This window comes from Saccharothrix mutabilis subsp. mutabilis, from assembly GCF_039521145.1.
In the GTDB taxonomy this organism is placed as follows: Bacteria; Actinomycetota; Actinomycetes; order Mycobacteriales; family Pseudonocardiaceae; genus Actinosynnema; species Actinosynnema mutabilis.
The window spans coordinates 43948-66763 of the sequence record NZ_BAAABU010000033.1; the positions used below are offsets into that span (position 1 = coordinate 43948).

19 protein-coding genes are annotated in these 22816 nt (G+C 72.9%); 9 read left to right on the forward strand and 10 right to left on the reverse strand.

Annotated elements, in window-relative coordinates:
- Positions 1-149: 149 nt before the first annotated feature.
- Positions 150-809: a response regulator gene (locus tag ABD126_RS36940; RefSeq protein WP_343940045.1), complete on the forward strand. Its 660-nt coding sequence runs from the start codon at positions 150-152 to the stop codon at positions 807-809.
- A gap of 2 nt (positions 810-811) precedes the next feature.
- On the opposite strand, the gene ABD126_RS36945 is transcribed toward ABD126_RS36940, so the two are convergent.
- Together ABD126_RS36945 and ABD126_RS36950 are read right to left on the reverse strand one after the other, a co-directional pair.
- Positions 812-1225 (reverse strand): DUF6292 family protein, encoded by a 414-nt coding sequence (locus ABD126_RS36945; RefSeq protein ID WP_343940047.1) that lies wholly within the window; start codon positions 1223-1225, stop codon positions 812-814.
- 170 nt (positions 1226-1395) lie between these two features.
- A complete protein-coding gene (locus ABD126_RS36950) occupies positions 1396-2418 on the reverse strand; it encodes a serine/threonine-protein kinase (RefSeq protein ID WP_343939994.1) in 1023 nt (340 codons plus the stop codon).
- Between the two features lie 140 nt (positions 2419-2558).
- Here ABD126_RS36950 and ABD126_RS36955 point away from each other — a divergent pair, with 140 nt between their 5' ends.
- Positions 2559-3206, forward strand: a complete 648-nt coding sequence (locus tag ABD126_RS36955; protein WP_343939996.1) for a TetR/AcrR family transcriptional regulator — start codon at positions 2559-2561, stop codon at positions 3204-3206.
- A gap of 92 nt (positions 3207-3298) precedes the next feature.
- Positions 3299-4399 carry a hypothetical protein gene (locus ABD126_RS36960; RefSeq protein ID WP_343939998.1) on the forward strand — a complete coding sequence of 367 codons (1101 nt, stop codon included), beginning with the start codon at positions 3299-3301 and terminating at the stop codon, positions 4397-4399.
- Between the two features lie 46 nt (positions 4400-4445).
- Here ABD126_RS36960 and ABD126_RS36965 read toward each other — a convergent pair whose 3' ends face one another.
- The 5 genes from ABD126_RS36965 to ABD126_RS36985 form a co-directional block, all read right to left on the reverse strand.
- Positions 4446-5981, reverse strand: coding sequence for a vanadium-dependent haloperoxidase (locus tag ABD126_RS36965; protein WP_343940000.1), 1536 nt, complete (start codon positions 5979-5981; stop codon positions 4446-4448).
- 239 nt (positions 5982-6220) lie between these two features.
- Positions 6221-6808 (reverse strand): response regulator transcription factor, encoded by a 588-nt coding sequence (locus tag ABD126_RS36970; RefSeq protein WP_343940002.1) that lies wholly within the window; start codon positions 6806-6808, stop codon positions 6221-6223.
- A gap of 197 nt (positions 6809-7005) precedes the next feature.
- Positions 7006-7842, reverse strand: coding sequence for a cytochrome c biogenesis CcdA family protein (locus tag ABD126_RS36975; RefSeq protein ID WP_343940004.1), 837 nt, complete (start codon positions 7840-7842; stop codon positions 7006-7008).
- Complete coding sequence (locus ABD126_RS36980; RefSeq protein WP_343940006.1) at positions 7842-8417, reverse strand: protein disulfide oxidoreductase; 576 nt, start codon at positions 8415-8417, stop codon at positions 7842-7844. Before ABD126_RS36980 ends, ABD126_RS36975 begins: the two co-directional genes overlap by 1 nt.
- Before the next feature lie 154 nt (positions 8418-8571).
- A complete protein-coding gene (locus ABD126_RS36985; protein ID WP_343940008.1) occupies positions 8572-9162 on the reverse strand; it encodes an HSP18 transcriptional regulator in 591 nt (196 codons plus the stop codon).
- 104 nt (positions 9163-9266) lie between these two features.
- Between ABD126_RS36985 and ABD126_RS36990 the strand changes: the two genes are divergently transcribed.
- The gene (locus ABD126_RS36990) at positions 9267-9707 is read left to right on the forward strand and encodes an Hsp20/alpha crystallin family protein (RefSeq protein ID WP_343940010.1); all 441 of its coding nucleotides are present in this window, start codon (positions 9267-9269) and stop codon (positions 9705-9707) included.
- A gap of 288 nt (positions 9708-9995) precedes the next feature.
- Here ABD126_RS36990 and ABD126_RS36995 read toward each other — a convergent pair whose 3' ends face one another.
- Positions 9996-11000 (reverse strand): NAD(P)H-binding protein, encoded by a 1005-nt coding sequence (locus ABD126_RS36995; RefSeq protein WP_343940012.1) that lies wholly within the window; start codon positions 10998-11000, stop codon positions 9996-9998.
- Between the two features lie 98 nt (positions 11001-11098).
- Here ABD126_RS36995 and ABD126_RS37000 point away from each other — a divergent pair, with 98 nt between their 5' ends.
- The 5 genes from ABD126_RS37000 to ABD126_RS37020 all read left to right on the forward strand — a co-directional run bounded on the left by ABD126_RS37000 (position 11099) and on the right by ABD126_RS37020 (position 17437).
- Positions 11099-12034, forward strand: a complete 936-nt coding sequence (locus ABD126_RS37000) for a helix-turn-helix domain-containing protein (RefSeq protein ID WP_343940014.1) — start codon at positions 11099-11101, stop codon at positions 12032-12034.
- A gap of 24 nt (positions 12035-12058) precedes the next feature.
- Complete coding sequence (locus tag ABD126_RS37005; protein ID WP_343940016.1) at positions 12059-12604, forward strand: DUF4760 domain-containing protein; 546 nt, start codon at positions 12059-12061, stop codon at positions 12602-12604.
- A gap of 278 nt (positions 12605-12882) precedes the next feature.
- Complete coding sequence (locus ABD126_RS37010) at positions 12883-14010, forward strand: cation:proton antiporter (RefSeq protein ID WP_343940018.1); 1128 nt, start codon at positions 12883-12885, stop codon at positions 14008-14010.
- Positions 14011-14219: 209 nt separating this feature from the next.
- Positions 14220-15152 carry a hypothetical protein gene (locus tag ABD126_RS37015; RefSeq protein WP_343940020.1) on the forward strand — a complete coding sequence of 311 codons (933 nt, stop codon included), beginning with the start codon at positions 14220-14222 and terminating at the stop codon, positions 15150-15152.
- Entirely contained in the window at positions 15149-17437 is a 2289-nt protein-coding gene (locus ABD126_RS37020; protein ID WP_343940022.1) for an AAA family ATPase, read from the forward strand. The genes ABD126_RS37015 and ABD126_RS37020 overlap by 4 nt, the downstream gene beginning before the upstream one ends.
- A gap of 629 nt (positions 17438-18066) precedes the next feature.
- Here ABD126_RS37020 and ABD126_RS37025 read toward each other — a convergent pair.
- Both ABD126_RS37025 and fxsT read right to left on the reverse strand, forming a co-directional pair.
- Positions 18067-19038: a hypothetical protein gene (locus tag ABD126_RS37025; RefSeq protein WP_343940024.1), complete on the reverse strand. Its 972-nt coding sequence runs from the start codon at positions 19036-19038 to the stop codon at positions 18067-18069.
- Positions 19039-19057: 19 nt separating this feature from the next.
- Positions 19058-22741, reverse strand: coding sequence for an FxSxx-COOH system tetratricopeptide repeat protein (gene fxsT, locus ABD126_RS37030; RefSeq protein WP_343940026.1), 3684 nt, complete (start codon positions 22739-22741; stop codon positions 19058-19060).
- Positions 22742-22816 lie beyond the last annotated feature (75 nt).

A 22816-nucleotide genomic window follows, 5' to 3' on the forward strand; every position in this document is an offset into this window, starting at 1 on the left:
CCCAGCGTCGCGCGGCGCAGGCGGGTCGGCAGCGGGAGCAGGTCCCGGTCCGGACGGGTCTTCACCGACCCCCGGCAGGGACTTTCGACCCTGTTCGGTGGCGGTGGACGCGAGACAGGCTCAACATCGTGTCGGAGGTGGTTGCCGCGATGACGGCGAAGGTGTTCCTGGTCGACGACCACGAGGTCGTGCGCGTCGGCGTGCGCGAGTTGCTCAACAGCGCCGACGACCTCGCCGTCGTGGGCGAGGCCGGTTCGGTGGCCGAAGCCCTGGCGCGGGTCCCGGGCAGCGGGGCGGACGTGGCGGTGCTGGACGTGCGGCTGCCCGACGGCAACGGCATCGAGCTGTGCCGCGAACTGCGCTCCCAACTGCCCGACCTGAACTGCCTGATGCTCACGTCGTTCACCGACGACGAGGCCCTGTTCGACGCGATCATGGCCGGCGCGTCGGGGTTCGTGCTCAAGCGCATCCTGGGCAACGACCTGGTCAACGCGGTGCGCACGGTCGCCGCCGGCCAGTCGCTGCTCGACGCCCGCTCGACCTCGGCGCTGCTCAACCGCATCCGCCGGGAACGCGAGCAGGGCGACCCCGTGCGGGTGCTCACCGAGCAGGAGCGCACGGTCCTGGACCACATCGGCGAGGGCCTGACCAACCGCCAGATCGCCGAGCGCATGTTCCTGGCCGAGAAGACCGTCAAGAACTACGTCTCGCACCTGCTCGCGAAGCTCGGCCTCGAACGCCGCACCCAGGCCGCGGTCCTGGCCAACCGGCTGCGCAAGCCCGACCCGGCTACCCGCGAGGACGGCTGAGGTCAGGCCGCGTTGCGCGCCGACCGGTGGATCGCCGCCCGCAGCAGGGACTCCAGTTCCGCGCGCCGCGGTGACACCGGTCGGACCGGCCGCGGGTCACCGGGGTGCAGGCCGCGCAGCAGTTCGTCGGCGAACCGCGCGACCTCCGCCGGCGGCGGCACGGCCGGGCCGCCCAGGTAGGCCAGCACGACCTCGTCGGAGTTCGTCTCCAGCGCGGCCGACCAGCCCCGTTCCTCGTCCCACAGCAACGCCACGTCCCACTCCGGGAAGGACGGGACGCGCCCTTCCAGCGCCACGTAGGCGTTCGCGGGCGGGCCGGCGTCCACGCAGGCGCACTCGCCGCCCAACCCCAACGCCGCCGCGACCTGGTCGACGTAGCGCCGCAGCCACCGCGCCGTCGTGTCGTCGAAGTCCATGTCCACCGCCGTCCACCCCCGTGTCGTCCGCCAGTGCCCGCCGCCTACCCACACCCGGCGCTCCCCAACCGCGGGACGGGGACTGTATCGATTCAGGTGTGGTGATTCCACGTGGCCGCGCCTCCCCGCTGCCGTCGACCGGCGCACCCGGTGGCCGGCTGCGCGGACCGTCAGCGGGCGTGCGTCGAGGTGGTGGGCGACGGGGGCGGGTCGTCGGCGGCGATCAGCGGCGCGTGCAGGGCGGCGACCAGGGCGGCGAGGGCCAGCACAGCGGCCCCGATCAGCGCCGGGCGCCACCGGCGCGGCCGGTCGGGGCTGGTCGCCACGGCGGTGGGGGTCGCCACGGCGGTGGGGGTCGGCACGGCGGTCGGGGTCGCCACGGCGGGGCGAGTCGCCATGGCGGCCGGGGGCTCGCGGTGGCGCAGGGCCTGGGCGCAGGCCAGCGCGGTGGGGCGGCGGCGCGGGACCAGGGAGGTCATCAGGGCGAGCAGGCGGATGAGGTCGTCGGGCAGGTCGGGCGGCAGGCGCACGGGGCGGTGCAGGCGGGCGAGCGCGGCCTCGGCCGTGCCGCCGGTGTACTCGCGGCGGGCGGTCAGGCACTCCAGCAGCACCAGGCCCAGCGCGTAGACGTCGGTGGCCGCGCTGACCTCCTCGCCGCGCACCTGCTCGGGGGCGAGGTAGGCGGCCGTGCCCATGACCCGGTTGGACCTGGTCAGGTGCGGGGTGTCCACGCGGCGGGCGAGGCCGAAGTCGGCCAGGTGCGGGCGGCCGTCCCGGTCGAGCAGGACGTTGCCGGGCTTGACGTCGCGGTGCACGACACCGCGCGCGTGCACGTGGTCCAGCGCTTCGGCCAGGACGATGCCGAGTTCCCGCACCCGTTCGACGTCCAGGGGCCCGGACTTGAGCTGGTCGCGCAGCGTCCGCCCCTCGATCAGGCGCATGACGACGAACGACACCGGCCCGTCCGCGCCCGCGTCGAACACCGGCACCAGCCCCGGGTGCTCCAGCCCGGCCAGCACGCGGACCTCGTGCCCGAACCGCCGCGACGCCTCGGACTCCCCGGTCCCCCGCACGAGCTTCACCGCGACGGGTCGCCGCAACACCGTGTCCCAGGCCCGCCGGACCTCCCCCATGCCACCCCTGCCGAGGAGATCGCCCAACTCGTAACGCCCGGCCAACACACCCGACGACACCGGCGAGGTCCTTCCAGTCGAGGGCCAGACCCCCACCGTCTACCGCACTCCCAGCGCGGCGGGACACCGTCGCTTCGGCATCCCGCAGCCGCGCCGTCCGGTATCTTGGAACCCTCGGTTCAAGATGGCGGGTGATCGCGATGCCGGACGTCAAGCACTTCGACCCCGAGGCCGCGCTCGACGCCGTCGTGCGGCTGTTCTGGCGGCGCGGCGTGGCCACGACCGGCATCCAGGACGTCGTGGACGCCACCGGGCTCAACCGGTCGAGCCTCTACGCGACCTTCGGCGGCAAGCGGGAGCTGTACCGCGCCGCGCTGGAGCGCTACGTCCGCGAGCGGTCCAACCTCGCCCCCCTGGAACAGGACGACCGCGGCCTGCCCGCGATCACCGACTTCTTCCACGGCCTCGTCGACGCCCGCTGCACCGGCGAGCACGCGGGCTGGGGCTGCATGATCTCCAACGCCCACGCGGGCGCCGAGAACGACGACCCGCAGGTGCGCGCCGTGCTCGACCGGCAACACGAGCGCCTGCACAACGCCCTGCTCAACGCGCTCCGAACGGCCCGACGCCACGGCCAACTGGGCCCCGACACCGCAGGCACCGACACCGCCGGTTCGAACACCGCCGACCCCGGGGCCACCGACCCCGGGACCGCCGACCTCGACGCTGCGGCCTCGGTCCTCGCCCTGCTCGCCCACGCCGTCAACCTCCGGTCCCGCGCCGGAGCCGACGCGCGACAGCTCCGCGACACCGTGGACGCCGCCATCGCCATGATCGCCCGAAGGTGATTACGAGCCCCTTACGGCCGCCGCCCGCCCCTCTCCCCCACCACCCGCGCACCGCCACACTCGGCCCCAGCCGGGTGACGGGAGGTAATCGGGTGAACACGAAGTGGCGCACTGCGGTGACCACGGGCGCGCTGGTCGTGCTGACGGCGGGCACCGCCGTGGCCGACGACGGGGCCGGGTGGCAACGGGTCGCGGCGCCGGCGTCCGGGGCGGAGTACGTCCTCGACGACGTGTCGGCCGTCGCGCCGGACACCGCGTACGCCGTGGGGTTCGGCGAGGTCGGCGGCGGACTGGTCCTGTTGCGCTGGAACGGGACCGGGTGGGCCGCGGAGAGCGGGCTGCCGGACACCTCGACCTCGGCGCTGCGGGGCGTGCACGCGCGCGGCGATCGGGTCGTCGCGGTGGGCCAGGACTACGTCAACGGGGTGTCCAGGCCGCTGCTGCTGGCCCGCGCCGGCGGGTGGGCCAAGGCGCTCGGGGCGACGCCGGCCGGCGAGCAGGGCCGGTTGACCGACGTGGCGGCGGTGTCCGACACGACCGCGTGGGCCGTCGGGCGCGAGGGCTCGGGCCTGGTCGAACGCCCGGTCGCGCACCGGTGGAACGGCACGGCGCTGCAACGCTTCCCACTGCCCGCCCCCGGCACGTACGCGCGGGCGGAAGCGGTCGCCGGGTCGGCGGAGGTGTGGGCGGTGGGCACGGACGGCGGCCTGGCCGGCGCGCAGTCCCGGGGCCTGTCCTGGCGGTGGAGCGGCGCGGGCTGGACCGCCGTCGCGGTGCCGGCTTTCGGCGCGCACCAGGTGGAACTGACCGACGTCGTGGTCACCGACCGGGCCGTGTGGGCCGTCGGCCGCGCGGACACCCAACCGCTACTGGTGCGCTGGACCGGCGCCGCGTGGGACCGCGTCGCGCTGCCGGCCACGTCCGCGCCGACGCGCGTCAACGCCGCCACCGACGACGGTCGGGGCGGCCTGTGGCTCGCGGGCGAGGTCCGGGCCGGGCAGGACGCGACCCCGTTGCTGGCCCGCTACGACGGCTCGTGGCGGCCGGCGGCGGTCGCCGCGGACCTGTCCCACACGGCGGTGCGCGGCATCGCCCGCGTGCCGGGCGCGACCACCACGTGGGCGGTCGGCCGGCACTTCCGGACCGGCACCTACTGCTCCGGCTGCCGTGCCGCGATCGCGACCATCGGCTGACACCGCGAAGGCGGGCTTCCCGAGCCGGGAAGCCCGCCGCCGCGCGTCAGGCGATGAACCGGACGCAGGTGCTGCCGACCCAGCCCTTCTGGCCCTTCAGGAACCCGCTGTCGACGGTGACGTACTGCGCCACGCCGTCGCTGCTGGCGAAGTGCACCTGCACCAGCGTGTCGCGGTTCGGCGAGACGTGGTAGTCCTTCAACGTGCCGTTGCTGTAGGTCTTGTAGACGTCGGCGAAGGCGCAGCCGACCTTGCCCGGCGTCGGCGCGCCCGAGGGCCGCACGAAGTTCACGGCCGCGCTCTCGGCCATCGCCTTGCCCGACGAGACGCCGTGGTCGCCGTCGAACTGGTAGTGCACGCCCAGGTACACCCGGCTGCGCGCGTTCTCCACGGCGGCGGCGGTGAAGCTGGTGAACGTGCGCGTGACGCCCTGCGCGAACGGGTCGTCCGTGGTGGCGGTGAACGTGACGTCGTCGGTGCCGAAGAAGGACTTCATCGCACCGGCCCACGCGCCGCCGAAGGTGGCGTGCCCGGAGGTGTAGGCCGGGAACGGCGGCGAGAACGGCGTGCCGTCGCGGAACTTCGACAGCGGGCGCCAGTTGGGGTCGGCCTCGGTGGCCGCGTTGCCGTCGGTGTCGGCGAGCTGGACCGCCGACTCTGGCCGCCACAGGTCGATGTCGGTCTGGTACTTGCGGTCCCAGGCCACGATGCCCGCGTCCCCCATCGCCAGGGCGACCAGCGCGAACAGGCGCGCCTTGTCGGCGGTCCCGAGCCCGCGCTGGACGGCCACGATCCGGGTGTGCTCGAACAGCTGGCCCGGCGGCTTGTAGGTGCCGTCGAGGTCGTTGGCCCAGAAGTGCGCGATCTGGGTCTGCTCCGGGGTGCGGGTGGTCGAGCCGGCGCTGCCCAGGCTCTTGACCTCGTTGACCTGCGCGGCGTACTCGGCGCTGGAGAGCAGGGAGGCCATGGAGGAGTGGCCCGCCGGGTGCTGCGGCCGGAACTGCGTGCCGGAGGTCATGGTGAACGGCTTGACCTTGCCCCAGTTCGGCGTGGCCGCGTCGCCGGAGCCGGTCGGCCGCCAGTGGCCGGGCGCGGTGTTCACCGGGTACGGCGTGGTGTCGCCGGAGCCGTCGCCCGCGCGGTTGGCCACGATCGCCGCCGCGGCGGCCTTGCCCAGGCCGGTGCCGTCGCCGGTGTCGGAACCGGCGTCGGCCAGGGCGGTGGTGAGCTCGTCGGAGAAGTCCTGGCCGGGGAACGCCGCCACGAGCGCGTCGTGCGCGGCGTGGGCGACGGCGTGGCGCAGGGACGCGTTCGGCGCCTCGGTCTTGAAGACGTAGGGCTGGCCGGTGGTGGTGATGGAGTTGACCGCGTCGTAGATCGCGGCGTGCACCATCGCGCCGCCCCTGGCCAGCGGACCGGGTGCTCCGCCGACGGTCTTGTAGGTCTCCAGCAGGACGTCGTTCCAGTACAGGACGGGGTCGCTCGCCGGCGCCGCCGAAGCGGGCTGGACCAGCCCGCCGAGAGTGCCCCCCACCGTCAACGTCGTCACGGCCAGCAGGCCGAGGCGTCGTCGTGCCGTCATCCGGCTCATCTCGCTCCCCAAGTCGCCATCCCCCTCCTCCGCGCCCGCCCCTCGGGCCGGCGGCAGGAGTGCGGCGGTGCCCGCCGCGCGAACGATCATCGGTTCGCCGTGACGGCGTCGGGAGGGGAGAAGCGGACACGACCGGAACCGGACAGGAGCTGAGAAAACCCCGTGGGCACAACAAGAACGGGGTGCCCCACGCGACCGCGCGGAACACCCCGTGACCTCCGGTGCGGGTGCTAGACCCAGCCGAGCCGCGTGGCGGCGACCCCCAGGGAGAGGCGGTTGGTCGCGCCCACCCGGGCCGCGAGCCGTTCCAGGTGCCGGCGCACCGACCGCGTGCTCAGGCCGAGCATCCGGGCGATGGTGTCGTCCTTGAAGCCCTTGGCGGCCAGCCGCACGATCCGTTGCTGCACCGGGGAAAGGCCGTCGGCCTCGACGCGGTCGGCGTCCCCGAGCGGCACGGCGTCCGTCCACAGCGCGTCGAAGTACGCGGCCACCAGCGCCACCAGTTCCGGCGACCGCACCACCACCGCCCCGGCCGGGCCCGACCTGAGCACCGCCACGTCGTCCACCACCAGCAGGCCGGTGGCCGGGCGTCCGCGCAGCACCCGCACCTCCTCGACGGCCCGCCCCACCACCGCGGCGGTGTCGTCGTCCAGCGCGTTCGCGGTGTAGATGGCGCGCCGGCGCACCCCGATGAACGCCCCGTCCGCGTGGTGGTGTCCCGGCCGGTCCACGGACAACAGCCGGGACTCCACGCATGCGTTGCGCAGCAGCTCGCGTTCCAGCGAATCGACTTCGGCGCGGTCGCCCAGGCCACGCACGGCGGCGTGGTGGGACGGTCTCGTGCACAGGCATCTCAAGGACGACGGCAGCAGTTCTCGCGACAAGTTCGCACCCCCATGATCACAGCCCCCTCGCCACTCCCCCAGAGGTGGCGCATGATCAGAATCCTAGGCGCGACAAAGCTTGCCGTCCACCAAAAGTCCACTGTGGACTTACAAATCGCCGGCAGCCGGCGCTACTCGCGGGCGGCCTTGCGACGGACCGCCACGACACCCGCCGCCACGAGCAGCGCCAGCACGGCGACGAACGGCCACGGACCGATCGCGGTGACCGCGTCGACCAGCGCGCCCTGCACGACGCCGGCGAAGTCCACCACCGGGTCCGCCGGGTCGGCGTCGCCGAAGAACAACCGCAGCTCGTAGACGCCGTAGTACGCCACGTACAGGCCCACGACGGTGAGCAGCACCCCGCCGATGCGCGAGATGCGCGGCAGCAACGTCCGCGCGCGGGTGGCGAGGACGTTGTCGGTCAGCGTCGCGCCGACCGCGAGCACGCCGACGACCAGCCCCATGCCCAGCGCGTAGGCCAGGAACGCCGCCACGCCCTCCACCAGGTTCGCGCCGCCGAGCGTGGTGCCGACGACGGCCAGGAACGGCCCGATGGTGCACGACAGCGACGCGATGGCGTAGGCGATGCCGTACCCGAACATCGAGCCCAGGCGGGCGGTCGGCGCGCCCTTGGTCGGTTTGGGCACCATCAGGCTGATGGTCTTGCCCATGACGAGCAGCACGCCGAACACGACCAGGGCCGCGCCGATCAGCACGGTGATGAACGGCAGGTACCGCTGCACCGACGCCGCGACCGGGGCGATGGCCAGCCCGAAGACGCCGAACACCACCACGAACCCGGCCGTCATGACCGCGGCGGCGGCCAACGCCCGCCCGACCGCGCCCCGCCGACCGTCCTCACCCTGCACGACCAGGGCCAGGTAGGCGGGGAGCATGGCGAACCCGCACGGGTTCACCGTCGCCACCATGCCCGCCACGAGGGCGAGCAGAAGCCCTTCGGTCATCACGCCCCCGCGAGCGCGGCGACCCGCTCCCGGAGCTTCTCCTCGCTCAGCTGCCCGGTCTCGACCTCCACCTCGCCGTCGCGGCCGATGAAGGCGTAGGCGGGCTGGGCGGTGACCCCGAACCGCTTCCACACGGCGCTGTCGAGGTCGGCGAGGTGCGTGAACCCGCCGAGCCCGAACCGCTTGACGAAGTCGCGCATCGCGGGCTCCTTGTCCAGGGCGGCGACGCCGAGGAACGTGACGGAGGCGTTGTCCTTGGCCGCCGAAGCCATCCCGGGCGCTTCCCGCTGGCACTTGGGGCACCACGGCGCCCAGAACCACAGGACGGCGGGCTTGCCGGCGAGGGTCTCCCCGGAGAAGTCCGCGCCGTCCACGGTCTTGGCGGTGAACCGGAGCTGTTCCGGCACGGTCGCCGCCGGCGTGGTCGGCGCGGCCGACGCGGGGCTCCCGGTGGAGGTCGTCGTGGCAGCTGCGGTGGTGGACGCGGCAGTGGTGGTTGTCGGCGAGCCGCACCCCGCGACGGCGAGCAGGACGAACGCGGACAGGGCGACGCGGCGCTTCGAGCAGGAGATCACGTCCCGATCATGCCGGGGTGTCCGGATCCACGACCACGGAACCGGTCATTACGAAACCCTGACATGTGCCCAGAGGCTCGACCACCGCGCCCGAACCACCGCGCGCGTTCAGCCGCCCCGGCCCGACCCACCCGGCCCGACCCACCCGGCGCGGTCAGGTGCGGCGTTGGCGGCGTTGCGCCCCGGCCTGGCGGCGGAGGTGGGCGGTGTGGTCGGTGATGGCGGTGATCTGGTCCGCCAGGTCGCTGTGGTGGCCGGCCAGGTGGGCGTGCGCGGCGGCCAGCGGGGGCAGGAGGCTGACCGGGTCGTGGTGGCCCAGGGCCTCGTCCAGGTGGTCGGCGTGGGTCGCGTCGAGGTCGGCCAGGCCGCTCACCCGGCTGGCCAGCTTGCGCAGGGTCGCGGCGTTGCGCCGGGCCCAGTCGGCGACCGCCCGGTCACCCGCGCGGCGGTCGCGTTGGGCGTCGATGCGGGCCTCGCCGGTCGTCTCGCCGGTCGCCGTGGGCTGCAGGCGCAGGAACCGCCGCTCGGCGGCCTGCCTGCTCGTGACACCCAGGGCCGGGGCCAGCGCCGCCCAACTGGTGCCGTCCAGGCGCGCGGCGGCGATCAGCTCGGGTTCCCAGGCCGCGAGGGTGTCGCGCACCGCCCGCAGGGTGTGCAGCGCGGCCAGCACGTCGGCGGGCTCGCCCCGGCGGACGTCGGCCACCGCCGCGTGCACCGCCCGCATCCCGTCCACCGGATCGTCCATGTCAACCTTTCGATGACTTCCCTCTTGTCAACGTTCCGATGACATGCTACAACGGTGGTGCGTGTTGACAAAAGGCCACAGGCGACAAGGAGGAGGCACCACCGATGTTGATGCGCACCGACCCGTTCCGTGACCTGGACCGCTTGGCGCAGCAGTTCTTCGGCGCGACCACCGGCACCTGGTCCAAGCCCGCCGCGATGCCGATGGACGCCTACCGCGCGGGTGAGGAGTTCGTGGTCTGCTTCGACCTGCCGGGCGTCGACCCGAACGCCATCGAGCTGGACGTCGAGCGCAACGTGCTGACCGTCAAGGCCGAGCGCCGTCCGCTGCCCTCCGGCGACGACGTGCAGATGCAGGTCTCCGAGCGCCCGCTCGGCGTGTTCTCGCGCCAGCTGTTCCTGGGCGACACGCTGGACACCGACCACATCACCGCCGACTACGAGGCGGGCGTGCTGACCCTGCGCATCCCGATCGCCGAGAAGGCCAAGCCGCGCCGCATCGCCGTGGGCGGCACCCGCGCCGACCGCAAGGAGATCGAGACCTGAGGCGGTGAGCCTCATGCCCCGCGCGACCCTCCTCGATGCCGAACCGGTCCCGGACGCGGCAGCGGTTCGCGCCGAGTTCGACGCGTTGATCGCGGCCGTGTGGGACGACCCCGGGTGGGACGACCCGGCGCCGGCGCCTCCGCCGGCCACCCGCCCCGCCCGGCCGCCGGGCCCCGAACCGGACACCCCCGCGCCGGTTCCGCCGACGCGGGAGGTCGTTCCCAGGGCGGACCCCGCCCGCCAACGGTCCCCTCCGAGAGCGGGCCGACCCGTCGCGCCCGGTCTGCGCTACGCCGCGGGCCGGGCGTGACCGCGCACGGCGAGGTGCGGCGACAGCGCCTTGAGGAAGTCCGGGGCGTCGAACGCCGCACCCGCCGAGACGACACCGGTCGCCTTGATCCGGCCGGTGAGGATGCGCTCGACGGCCTCCACCGCCAGCGGCGCGCTGATGGCGTAGATGTCCTGTCCGGTCGCCGTCAGGCGGCGCTCTTCACCGTTCGCACGGACCAGCGCGTCCACCACGAACGTCTGCGCGGACCGTCCCAGCTCGTCCACGGCGACCGGTGCGTGCGAGGCGGCCGACAGGTCCGAGGCAGCGTTGGCACTCATGTACGTGCGCACCTCGGGCACATCGAGGTGGCTGGGCACGGTGACCACATCGGCCATCGTGAACTCCCCGATCACCTCCCGCGGCCCGAGGGGAGCCGGGAACGGCCACTGCACCGTCGGCAGCGCGTCGTCGTGGTACTCCAACCGCCCGCCGGTGAACCGGACCCGACGACCACCCCGGCGCTCGCCCGACACCGCGCCCGACGCCAGGGTCCCGGCGGTCGGGTGCCAACTGCTCAACCCGTACGCGACGTGCACCTCGTCCGCCGCCGTCCACTCCCCCATCGCGGCCGTCACCAACAGGTCGCCCAGACCGCCGTAGAACGCCATCGCCGGCACCACCACACCGTCCACGCGGCGCGCGAACGTGTCCACATTGGCCTCGATCTCCGCCGCGACGTCGACGTAGGCAATCCCGGCCCGCGACGCGGCCTCGACCAACGGCCCGGCGGTGGTGGCGAAGGGCCCGGCGCAGTTGACCACGGCCGCCGCGCCGGCCAGGGCGCGGTCGAGCGCGGCCGGGTCGTCCACCGACGCCTGCCGCACCTCCAGGCCCCCGGCGTGCGCCACCAGTTTGGCCCGGTCGCGGCCGAGCAGCAGCGGGGTGTGCCCGCGCCCGCGCAACTCCGCGACCACGAACCGCCCGGTGTGCCCGTAAGCGCCGTACACAGCCACGTTCGTCATACCCGCTCCTAGCCGGAAGTGATCCACTGCGGCAATCCTGTCCGGCCGGACCGCTGCGGCCCAGTGTCCGGAACGACACGACCCGTACACTTTCGGACATGCGCACGGTCGCGGTCGCCGCCACGGACGGGATGCTCCACTTCGAACTCGCCCTGGCCCACGAGGTCTTCGGCTCCGCCCCGGCCGCCCTGCCCGGCCCCTGGTACGACGTCACCGTGTGCGGCACGCATCCCGTCCGGGTCGGCCGGTTCCTGGTCGAACCCGACGACGGCCTCGACGCGCTCGCCCGCGCCGACACCGTGATCGTCCCCGCCCTGGCCGACGTGGACGCCGACCCGCCGGCCGACCTGGTCGAGGCGGTGCGGGCGGCCCACGACGCGGGCGCGCGGGTGGTCTCGCTGTGCACGGGCGTGTTCGCGCTCGCCGCGGCCGGCCTGCTCGACGGGCTGCGCGCCACCACCCACTGGGCCCACACCGACCAGTTGGCCGCCCGCTACCCGAAGGTGACCGTCGACCCGGACGTCCTGTACGTGGACAACGGCACCGTGCTCACCTCGGCGGGCAAGGCGGCGGCGATGGACCTGTGCCTGCACCTGGTCCGCCGCGACCACGGCTCGGCGGTCGCGAACGTCGTCGCCCGCCGCCTGGTCGTGCCGCCCCACCGGGCAGGCGGCCAGGCCCAGTTCGTCACCACCCCGGTGCCCGCCCGGGACGACCACCCGCTGGCCGACCTCCTGCCGTGGATCATGGCCAGGCTGGACCAACCGCTCACCGTCGAGGACCTGGCCCGCCGCGCGAACCTCAGCTCCCGCCACCTGGCCCGCCACTTCCACGCGGTCACCGGCACCACTCCGCTGAAATGGCTGATGGCCCAACGGATCCGCCGAGCCCAGGAACTCCTGGAGACCACCGACGACAACGTGGACACCATCGCCGCCGCCGCCGGCATGGGCACGGCCACCACCCTGCGCCGCCACTTCCACCGCGCACTCGGCGTGCCACCCGACACCTACCGCCGCACGTTCCGGGCTTAGCGGGCCACCCACTAGCTTCGCCGCATGAACGCCACCATCGCGTTGAACCTGGCCACTCTGGCGCTCTCCCTCACGGCACTCGCGATCTCCATACTCCTGACCCTGCGGCAACTGCGCCTGGCCAGTGGCAAGATCCACTTACCGGTGGTCCTGGAAGCCTTCAAGGAGACCAGGGCCGCCGCGTGGTTCGAAGCGCAGGAATACGTCCTGAACGAGTTGGCCGAAGGCCACAAGCCCCAGGACGGCTACCGCGGCCTGCCAGAGCACACACGCACGCACATGAACACGATCGGCGTCTTCTACGACGACCTGGGCAAGCTCGTCGCCCACGGCATGATCGACCAGAGCCTGATCATCGGCGCGTACGGCACGAACATCGTCCGACTCTGGGACGCCGTGGCACCCTTCGTCTACGCGGAGCGCCGACAGCACGGGCTGCACTTCTGGATCTACTTCGAAGACCTCGCGGCGCGGACAGCCGCCATGCACCCGGAAGCGGTGTACGCCGACCTGCGCTTGCGTTCCCGCCCACCGCGCCGCGAACCGGACGTCCCCGGTCCGGCCGCCTGAGCGGGCCGTGCCCACCGGGGAAGGCGGCGACCGCCCGACCCGCGCACTGCCCGAAGTGGCCGTGCGCCGGCCCGGCTGGAGTTCAGCGGTGGCACGACGCCCAGGACCGCCCAACGTGGAATAAAATCATTCGAACAATCGGTCGAATGCGGGTCGCCACAAAGTGACGAAGTCCGCGTTGTTGCGGAGAACTGCGCAATCCCCGACTTGTCCCGCGCATCACGACGCCAATACACTCGATTCCCCGGAGAGCCCAAGCCGCAATTTTGGGGGAACTCATGCAAGGCGCCGATTGCGGACCCAGGGCGTGGACCCGGTCGATCGGACTGCTCGCCGCCGTGGCGGCCGGGTGGCTGGTCGCGCGGGCGTTCGACGCCGACGGCGTCACCGCCCACCCCGGCTACCTGTTCGCGATCAACGCCCTGCTCGGGTTCGGCCTCTACGCCAGCACGCGCGGCATCGACCTCGCCGAGTTCCGCGAGCACTGGGGCACGGTGCTCGCGGCGGTCACCCTGGGCGTGCTGCTCAAGGTCGCGCTGATCTTCGGCGTGCTGTTCGCGTTCTACGAACGGCCCGAACACCTGCTGCTCGCCGTCGCCGTCGCGCAGATCGACCCGCTGTCGGTGGCCGCGCTGCGCGCCGGGTCACGGCTGTCCGAAGCGGGCAAGACGTTGCTGGCCGCCTGGTCCTCGTTCGACGACCCGATCACCGTGCTGCTCACCGTGTACCTGACCGCGTTGACCGTCGGCGGCGGCACGCTGCCGGTCGGCGGCGTGGGCTCACTCGGTGTGAACCTGCTGCTCAACCTCGCGCTGGCCGGGGCGGTGTTCGCCGTGTGGCGGGGGCTGCGCGGCCGGCGCGCGGCCGGGGCCGGTTCCCCCGCCGGCCGGGCCGTGGTGCTGGTGGCGGTGCTGGCGGCCGGGGTGGTGGCGGCGAGTTCCTCGTTGTTGCTGGCGCTGGCCCTGATCGGGTTGTTCTACCGGCCGGGACGCTCGGCCGACGTCGATCGCGGGGCCGGCGTCGCCCTGTACCTGGGCACGTTCGCGATCGGGTTGGTGCTGGTCAACGGCATCGACCTCGGGACCGGCGTCGTGCTCGGCGTGGCCGCGTTCCTCGCCCAGGTCGTCGCGGCGTCGGCGCTCACGGCCAGGCCGCGCTGGCGGGGCGACCGGGTGCGGCTGGCCCTCGGGCAGCAGAACGGCCTCACCGCGGTGATCCTGGCGTTGATGCTCGAACCCGTGCTGCCCGCCGCCGCGGTCATCGCGCCGGCGGTCGTGGTCGTCAACCTCCTGCACGCCGTGACCAACGCCGTGCACGACCACGGACCGGCGTGGGTCGCCTCCCGATCGCGCAAATGGGACGGCACCACTATTCCACGCCGCCCGGAAATCGTGCACCCGTCGTGACGACCGCTCTTCCGGCGGTCCGCCGGTCAAGTGGCGGAGTACGGCCGTTGGGGTAGTGCGTGGTAACCAATTTCCACCGACTTGCGATCCTATCAACGGTAAAGTCGGAGCCGGCACCGTTAGGGGGACGGCATGCGCGGGTCGCGGGCGGCATCGACCGCACTTCTGCGGTGCGCGCCCGGCGGAACCCGTCCCCGCGGGGGGCGGCCGTGACAGCGGAGCCGGTCAACCCCTTCTCCGTCGCGCCGTTCCCGTCGGCCATGCAACCCCTCAACCCCGTGGACCACGACCACGACCACCTGTACGTGGACGTGGACAGCACCGGCGCCCAGTACCTGGAGTTCCAGCGGCAGATGGGCGACCTGACGTCCGTGCTCGACCACGGGCGCATCGTCCTGGCCACCGGCGAACGCGGGTGCGGCAAGAGCGCGTTGCTCAACCGGTGCGCGGCCTGGGTCGTCGGGGAGCTCAAGCCGCGCGGGGTGACGGCGAAGGTCGTGGACACGACCACCACGTTCGCCGTCGACCAGCGGATGGGCGTGACCGACCGGATCATCAAGGTCTGCGACCGGCTCTTCGACGTCATGCGGCGCGAAGGCCTCATCCGCCCGGACGCGCTGGACGAGTTCCGGGAGAACCGCCGCGAGCCGCACCGGGTCTACGACAACCTCGGCTACTTCATGCCCGACCGGCACGTCCTGGTCCTGCGATTACCCTCGCCCGAGGACCTGTGGCAGGAGGTCGTGAGCTACGCGAGCCTGGTGTGCGGCGGCGTCCTGTTCCTGATGGAGTCCGCCCACCTCGACCGCGAGCAGGTGCGCCGGATCACGCGCGAGACCGAGGCGTTGACCAAGCCCGTCGTGCTGGAGGTCGGTCCGCTGGCCGACGGCGACGCCCGCAAGTTCATCGAGGCCCGGTTGAACCCGCAGGGGATCCCGGGCCGTTTCCCCCGGATGAGTGACCAGACGGTCGTGTCGGCCGGCCACAAGTTCGCGACCGTGGCGCAATTGCAGCGCACGTTGCACAGCACGTACGAATTCCGGATGAGCCAGGCGGACTACGAGGACGGCGCGTGGGTGACGATCGAGGACATCCTCGACGACGTCAAGCGCCGCTCGGGAGACGGATCGGGGGCCCCATGAACGGCGGACGCGACGACGGAACACCCTTGCGCAACCCGTTCTCGGCGATGGCGGTGGCCCGCGTCGCCGGCTCCGAGGACGACGCGGGCGGCTCGGAGTTCACGGTCGAGACCGACGCCATCCGCCGCGCGACGGCCCACCTCACCGAGTACCTCGACGCGCCCGACTCCGCCGCCGGACGCGGCCCCGGCGCGGTTCTGCTGGTGCTGGGCGAACTGGGCACCGGCAAGACCCACCTGGCCCGCCAACTGGTCCGCACCGCCGCCGCCCGCCTGTCCGACCCGACCCGGTCGCTGCACATCGAGGCGACCGCGGAGAACGTGCTGAGCACCTACCAGCGGTTCCTGCTGCAACTGGGGCTGGAGCGGATCCGGGCGCGGGTGAGCGAGTTCTACGCCGACATCGTCGCCGAGCAGCTGCAGGACACCGGGCTCGCCGGCCACGCCGTGGACCTGCTGCGCCGCCGCGAGGTCGAGCCGCGCAAGGTCGTGGACGAGCTGCGGTTGATGGAGAGCCAGCTCCTGCGGCGCGTGCACCGCGAGCTGAGCGACGTCACCGAGAACGAGAGCTTCGGCAAGGCGCTGACGTTGCTGCTGCGGCCCGGTTTCGAGGACGCGGTGTGGAAGTGGCTGACCGGCGGCGAGCCGGACGTGATCCTGCGCGAGCGCGACATCACGACCCGGATCGCGGCGGCGCCGGACGTGCTGGAGGCGATGGGGGTCTTCGCCCTGCTGTTCGGCGGCAGCCGGCGGCGGTTCGTGCTGGTGGTGGACGAGTTCGACAAGATCTTCTCGCTGGCCCGGCACTCCGACGACCGGGTGATGCTCGCCTTCCAGAAGATGCTGGAGGTGTTCTCCAACGCGGGCGCTTTCCTGGTGCTGTGCGGGCATCCGGACTTCCTGACCATGGTGGACGCCGGCGCCAAGCAGCGCATCACGCACACCGTGCCGATGACCGGGCTGAGCGCGCCGCAGGCCCGGCAGTTCATCGAACTGGCGCAGCGGGCGGAGTTCGGGCAGGCCCGGCTGGAACCGTTCACGCCGGAGGTGGTCGAGTACGTGACCACTTTGGCCGGCGGCAACGTGCGCCGCGTGATCCGCATGTGCCACACGCTGTTCCAGATGACCGAGGGACGCGGCCTCGTCACCGACGAGATGGTCCGCGCCGCGGCGCGCGAGCAGCTGGGACCGCTGTCCGCCGACGAGGTCCTGTCGAGCGCTCGTCGGGTGTTGGTGCACAACGGTTGGACGTACCAGCCTGATCACTACCTGTCGTTGGGCCGGGACTCCCGGGTCGACTTCTGGCTGACGTTCGCCGACCGGACCGGCGGTTGCGCGGTGCTGTTCACCGACTCCGTGCTGACGCACCCGGACGTGGAGGCCGTCCGCCGCCGGTTCGCCGCCGTGCGGCAGGCGCACGCCGACGCCGAGGTGGTCCTGGTGGTCAACGGGGTCGTGGCCGGCGACGTGGCTCCGTTGCTGCGCGGGGTCCTGGGTCGGGAGCCGGTCGTCTACTCCGGACGCCGTTTCGCCGACGACCTCCAGGTCGCCGTGCAGGCCGCGATGAGCTTGCTGCCCGCCGAGCGGAGCGCCGACCCGGCGGGGTTGGTGCAGCAGCGGATCGACCAGATCAACCGGCAGCAGTCGAGCCTGTACGGGTTCATCGAGCAGCTGGCGGACCACATCGACGGGTTGCGCACGTCGTCGGACCGGCGGTTGGCCGAGATCCAGCACCAGCTCACCGACCTCGCGGCGGGGACGCCCCGGGAGGCGGCTTCCGTCGAGCTGCCGGGGTCCGTGGCCCAGCTGTTCGACGACGCGTTGGGCGTGTTGGAGGAGAACACGCACACGGAGTTGATGACTCGCGAGGCTTTCGCGCGGGGGCCGGAGGCTTCGCGGGTGCTGGATGCGGTGCAGCGGCGGCAGCGGACTCCGGGATACCTGGAGGCGTTGGGGATCGTTGCGTTGTTGCAGCAGGCTTTGCACACGTTCCGCGATGGTGTGCAGCAGTGGTACGCGGATGTCCGCGCGCGGGAGGGTGGGGGTGAGCTGTCGGCCGGCGCGGTGGAGGAGTTGGACGAGATCTGTCGGACGTATGACGCCGTGGTCGAGTACTTGCCCCGGCACAAGCTGGATCCTCTGGTGCAGCTCGCTCCTTGGACCGCTCGCGGTGGGCCTGTTTCCGACTTGAGTCGGCCTTCCAGGCGCGCTTCTTTGCGGCAGCACCTCGACAACTTGAGTAGTTCCGTACGCCGTGCCGCTGTTCGCTCTCAAACTTTTCGCTGACTTCTCTTCGCTTCGCTTCTCTGGACGCGCTTCGCGCTTTCGGACCTACGCGCTGGCGCGCTCTCAAGCGTGTCGCGCTGGCGCGCTTTCAAGATCAAAAGCGCCTCGCCGGCGGGCAGGCCCCCGGGGGTGGAAGGGCGTCGGTTCGTTCCCCGCACGACCTGCCGGAGGCAACCACCCTTCAGTCTCTTTTGCAACCGGTGAAGCGTGGTTGCAAAAGAGACTGAAGCGCGGTTGGGCTTCGCCCAGGCCGTACGGGGAACGAACCGAGGCCCTTCCTGTGGCTGATAGCCAAAACGGTGGCGCCTTCGGCGCCAAGGGCCGGGTCGGATCGTCCGCCACGGCAGTGCGCCCGGCCTCCGCGCGAAGCGCGGCTCTTCCTTTGGGCTATCTAGCCAGAGGGAGGGCCTCGGTCTTTCCCCCGTACGGCCTGGGCGCAGCCCAACCGCGCTTTGGTCTTCTCCGCAACCACGCTTTTCGGTTGCGGAGAAGACCAAAGGGTGGTTGCCTCCGGCAGGCCGTGCGGGGGGAAGACCGACGCCCTTCCTCCCCGGGGGCCTGCCCGCCGGCGAGGCGCTTTTGATCTTGAGAGCGCGCCAGCGCGTAGGTTGTGAGAGCGCGTCAGCGCGTCATGCTTGAGAGCGGGAAGAGCGTCGAAGGAGAGAAGCGAAGCGTGAAGAGAGAAGGGAAAGCCGCTCATCGGAGTCGCGAACGCGAGACTGGTCAATGGTGACCCCGACGAGATAAGAACCGACATCCAGACGGTAGTAGTAGACGGCACCCTGCTCGACATCCAAGACGAATCTGCGCACCAGGCCGCCGGGAGGCCCACCGGCGATGAGCCGGTTGAAGCGGCGTGCCACGGCTTCCAGTTGCCGGCCGAACACGCGGTAGAACGAGCGTCGGGTGTCCACGGCCACCTGGGTGAAGAACGGTTCCAAGGTGGTGTGGTCCAGGTGGTCGGCCTCCAGCGCCAGTTCACCGCCCGCGTAGTACGCGATGTAGTGCAGGTCCTCCGGTCGGACGCTGGCTCGGCACGCGTTGCGGATCTCGTCGGGCAGTTCCTGGTACTCGGCCACGCGCGGCTCGCCGTTGTCGCCCACCGAGTTCAGCGCGCGAACCACCTGGGCGGACTCCCAGCCGCCCGGGTTGAGCGACGGCAGGCTGATGCGCTTGCGCAAGCGCGCCACCAGGGTGGCCACCGCCCGGTCTGCCTCGTTGACCTCTTCCACGTCCGTGAGCGGCCGGTCGGGGTGGGCCGCGCCGAAGGTTACCGCGACCACGTTTTCCCGTGGCACGACCAGGTTGCACATGATCGCGCCGTGGTCGGTGTGCAGGAGCGTGCGGATCAGCGGGCCGGTGCGGGGCTCCTGGAGGGCTCGGTCGAGGTCGCCGACCACGTGGCCCAGTTGGCGGCCCAACCGGTTCAGCACGGCCCGGTCGGTGTCCGCGTCGCCGAACTCGTCGGTGGAGAAGGTGAAGACGCCGCGGCTGAAGTACGCCACGTACGGCAGGGCACCCTCGGCCACGGCCTCCCGGCACGCCTGCCTCGCCTCCAGGAACGTGTCCCCCAGGAAGTCCGCCCGCTCCTCGTGCGGCACCGCGGGGACGCCGTCGGCGTCACGTTTGGGGGATGTCGACATCGATGGTCCTCCAGCCCTTGTCCAGTTCGGCGCCGGCCTCGCGGGCGACCCCGAGGTTGGCGGCGGCGATCCGGGTGCTCGGGTGCTCGTCGCCCAGGTACTCGCGGCACCGCCGGTGCGCGTCCGCCAACAGCTCCAGCGCCGCGTCGCGGTCGCCGCGCGCGGCGGTGACCTGGGACCGGGCCACCTCCGCCGCCAGGGTCCACGGGTGGCTCTCCCCCAGCCGCCGGGTCAGGACGTTCAGCGCCGCGCCGACCTCGTGGTCGCCGCGGTCCACGGCGTCGGCGGCCGACAGGCTCAAACCCAGGCACAGCCTGGCCAGGCCGACGAACGGGTGGTCCTCGGCCAAGCCCTCCAACAGGCCTGCCACCACCGACTCCGACAGCTCGACGGCGGTCGCGGCGTCGCCCAGCGCCCGGTTGTCCATGGCCAGGCTCAGCTCGCACGCGAGCGTCTCGGGGTGGCGGGGGCCTTGCAGCACGCGCAGCGAGCGCAAGGTTCGGGTGTTGGACTGCCGCGCCGTCCGGGCGTCGCCCATCAGCCGCTGCACGATGGCCAGGTGCCACTGCGCGACCAGCTCGACCGGGTTGGTCTCGGGTCCGCTCAACCGGTCGCGGGCCTCGCGCAACGAGTCCAGCGCCGCGCTGTAGTGGCCCAGTTCCCGTTGGTAGACGCCGATCCGCGTGCGCGACCACCACGTCTTGGGGTCGCCGGGGCCGAACAGCCGCAGCCGGCGCTCGAAGTTGTCCACCTCCAGGGTCAGCGCGCCCGCCGGGTCGCCGGACAGGAACAGCGACTCGGCCAGGTTGTTCGCGGCGCTGCGGGTGTGCGGGTGGTCGTCGCCCAAGGCGTCGCGGAACCCCAGCCAGGTGGCCTGGTCCTCGTCCAACGCCTCGCCGAAGTCGCCCGTGCCGCGCAGGTCGCCACCCAGGCCGCGAGCGGTGATCAGGGCCTGCGGGCTGGCCAGTTCCAGGGTTCGGCGTTGCTGTTGCAGCGCGCCCTGGTCCAGTTCGAGCGCCACGTCGGCCCGGCCGAGCCTGCGTTCGACGTTGGCCAGCTGCGCCGCGAGGCGGTTCCGCAACGGGTCGTCCGGCCCGAACTCGCGCGTCCACCGGGCGAGCAGCTCGTGGCCCGGCTGGGTCGAGGCCAGGCCGACCGCGGCGCCGCCGTCGGTGTAGAGGAACCGGAGCTGGTTGACCAGCCAGCGGCGCACCGCCTCGTCCGCGCTCTCCAGCGCGCCCGACGCGAACACGTGCTTCTGCAACTCGCGGAACCGCCAGGCGCGCCCCCGCCGACCGTCCTCGCTCTCCTCGGCCTCCTCCGCCTCGGTCGGCGCGAACGCGGCGAGCGCGCGCAGCACCTGCGCCCGTCGCCGCGCACGCCGCTCCGGTGGCATCGCCTCGACCAGCGCCCGCTGCACGACCCGGTGCAGGCGCAGGCTGTTGCGCTCGCCCCAGTCGACGCGGAACAGCCCGTACCGCGCGCCCAGCCACAGGACCCGGTCGACCTCCCAGCTGTCCAGCCGCAACGGCCCCGCGTCCACTCCCCCGGCCTCGACCAGCGCCGCGACCACGGCCGACGAGCGCACCAGCCGCAGCCCGACGCCCTGTGTGGACAGGAACGAGCACAGCTCCGCCAGCAGCACCGCGACCCGCCCGGCCGCGGTGTCCCGCAACGACCCGGTCAGCACGCCGACCAGCCGCCCCACCACGTCGCGGTCGGCCCGCTCGCCGCCCAGCCGGTCCAGGAAGGCGCGCACCGACCACGCGACGGCGTCGGCGACCCCGGCCCCGGTCGCGCGTTCCCGGTTCACCGACTCGGCCAGCCAGGAGACGCTGAGCTCCAACGCCAGGGGCAGGTGGTCGACGGCCGCCGCGACGCTCTCCGCGTCCCGGTCGCCCAACCCGGGCACGCGGGCGACGAGCAGGCGGTTGCTGTCCCCGGACGGCAGGTCGGCCAGTTCCAGGTCCGGGTCGGGCGCGGACGACGAGGTGACCAGCACGTGGCAGCCGGGGCGCGCCGGGATGAGACCGTCCAGCACGCCCTCGCCGTCGGCGTTGTCGTAGACCAGCAGCCAGCGGGTGAACCGCGGCCCGTCGGCCAGGTCCGCCAGCGGGGAGGTCGTGCCGTACTCGGTGGGCACCTGGTCGGTGACGTCCGGGTCGCGCATCCGGTCGCCCAGCCGGGAGACGGAGATCAGCACGGCCTGGCGGTCGTGGGCCGGGAACCACCACACCAGGTCGTAGTCGCCGGCGAACCGGTGCGCGTACTCCAGCGCCAGTTCGCTCTTGCCGATGCCGGGCACACCGCCGACCACCACGGTCCCGCCGTGGTCCACCAGGCGGTCGCGCAGCGCTTCGATGTCGTCGTCGCGCCCCACGAAACGCGGGTGGCGCGGCGGCAGCGACAGCACGGCGGGTTCGGTGGCCGGGAAGCGCGCCGGGCCGTCCTCCGCCGCGGCGGGCGGTTCGATGAGGCCGAAGTGGGTCAGCAGCCGGGCACGGGCTTCGGCTTCGGGCAGCCGGGCGATGTCGATGACCCGGGTGAGGCCGGCGGGTCCGTGCTCGCCGGGTTCGACGGCGAGCCGCACGGGGTCGAGCGGCCGGTGGGCAGGCAGGTCGGCCAGGTCGGTGCCGGTCGCGTCCCACGCCGAGGAGGAGACCACCACCAGTTCGACCGGGTCGGGGTCGGCGAGCCACTCGCGGCGGCGGCGCAGCGGCGCGACCCGCGCGCCCGCCCGCGCCAGCACGCCGCACACCCAGTCCGCCCAGGCCCGGTCGCGCGGGGCGTGCAGCACCAGGACGCGGTCGCGGTCGTCGGCGTCCTCCAGGCCGAACGCCCGGCGGTAGCGGGACGCGACCGGGCGCGGCACCGCCGGCACGCCGGTGACCTCGCCGCCGGTGACCGCGGCGGCCAGCCGCCCGTACTGCTCGCGCAGCCCGGTCGTGTCGTCCGGGCCTTCGGCGAGGACGGCGAGCAGCGGGTCGAACGCCTCGTAGGGCCGGTACGGGATCTGCACGGCGGTGTCCGGCCCGGGACCGCCCAGCGGGGCGAACGCGGCGCGGATGGCGTCCAGGCTGCGGCGCGCGCGGGGGTCGTTGCGGGCGTTGAACATCGTGGCGACGGGGACGATCGGGACGTCCACCGGGCAGTGGGCGCGGAAGGCGGTCGCCAGCGCGGCGGCGTCCTTGATCGTCTTGAACCGGGGCACGAAGCAGACCACGCCGACGTCGGCCACCTCGGCGATCGCGGCCAGGGTCGCGGCGTCCTCGGGGTCGGCGGGGTCGTCCGTGGTCGGGGCGTCGAGCAGCACGATGTCGTGCGCGCCGACGCGGGAGACCACCGACGCCGGGTCGGGCGGGCCGTCCCCGACCAGCACGTCGATGTGGCCCGCCGCGCCCGGCAGCGCGTAGCGGCGCACGGTCCACCGGGCGTCCAGGTCGGTGACCCCCGCGCCGGCCTCGGGCAGGACGGCGTCGCGGAGGTAGAAGGGCTCCAGGTACTCGGGCACGCGGGGCGGCTCGGACCCGTGGTCGAGCACGAGCACCTGCTTGCCGGACCCGGCCAGCACCCAGGCGAGGTTGGCGACGGCGCTGGTCCGCCCGTGGCCGCCGGCCGCCGACAGGAAGGCGACGACGGTGGCGCGTCCCGATCTGCTCATCACTACTCCAGATCGCAGTGGTCCGGCGGAGGATTACGCGATTCCGCTTTATTGCGGACAATGAGCGGGAAATTC

Bases quoted from the DNA above. Each gene is read 5' to 3' on its own strand.
- ABD126_RS36945 (WP_343940047.1), bottom strand. From the start codon at position 1,225: ATGGACTTCGACGACACGACGGCGCGGTGGCTGCGGCGCTACGTCGAC.
- ABD126_RS36985 (WP_343940008.1), bottom strand. From the start codon at position 9,162: ATGGACGATCCGGTGGACGGGATGCGGGCGGTGCACGCGGCGGTGGCC.
- fxsT (WP_343940026.1), bottom strand. From the start codon at position 22,741: ATGAGCAGATCGGGACGCGCCACCGTCGTCGCCTTCCTGTCGGCGGCC.
- ABD126_RS36940 (WP_343940045.1), top strand. From the start codon at position 150: ATGACGGCGAAGGTGTTCCTGGTCGACGACCACGAGGTCGTGCGCGTC.
- ABD126_RS36995 (WP_343940012.1), bottom strand. From the start codon at position 11,000: ATGACGAACGTGGCTGTGTACGGCGCTTACGGGCACACCGGGCGGTTC.
- ABD126_RS36990 (WP_343940010.1), top strand. From the start codon at position 9,267: ATGTTGATGCGCACCGACCCGTTCCGTGACCTGGACCGCTTGGCGCAG.
- ABD126_RS36975 (WP_343940004.1), bottom strand. From the start codon at position 7,842: ATGACCGAAGGGCTTCTGCTCGCCCTCGTGGCGGGCATGGTGGCGACG.
- ABD126_RS36955 (WP_343939996.1), top strand. From the start codon at position 2,559: ATGCCGGACGTCAAGCACTTCGACCCCGAGGCCGCGCTCGACGCCGTC.
- ABD126_RS37000 (WP_343940014.1), top strand. From the start codon at position 11,099: ATGCGCACGGTCGCGGTCGCCGCCACGGACGGGATGCTCCACTTCGAA.
- ABD126_RS36965 (WP_343940000.1), bottom strand. From the start codon at position 5,981: ATGACGGCACGACGACGCCTCGGCCTGCTGGCCGTGACGACGTTGACG.
- ABD126_RS37005 (WP_343940016.1), top strand. From the start codon at position 12,059: ATGAACGCCACCATCGCGTTGAACCTGGCCACTCTGGCGCTCTCCCTC.
- ABD126_RS37010 (WP_343940018.1), top strand. From the start codon at position 12,883: ATGCAAGGCGCCGATTGCGGACCCAGGGCGTGGACCCGGTCGATCGGA.
- ABD126_RS37020 (WP_343940022.1), top strand. From the start codon at position 15,149: ATGAACGGCGGACGCGACGACGGAACACCCTTGCGCAACCCGTTCTCG.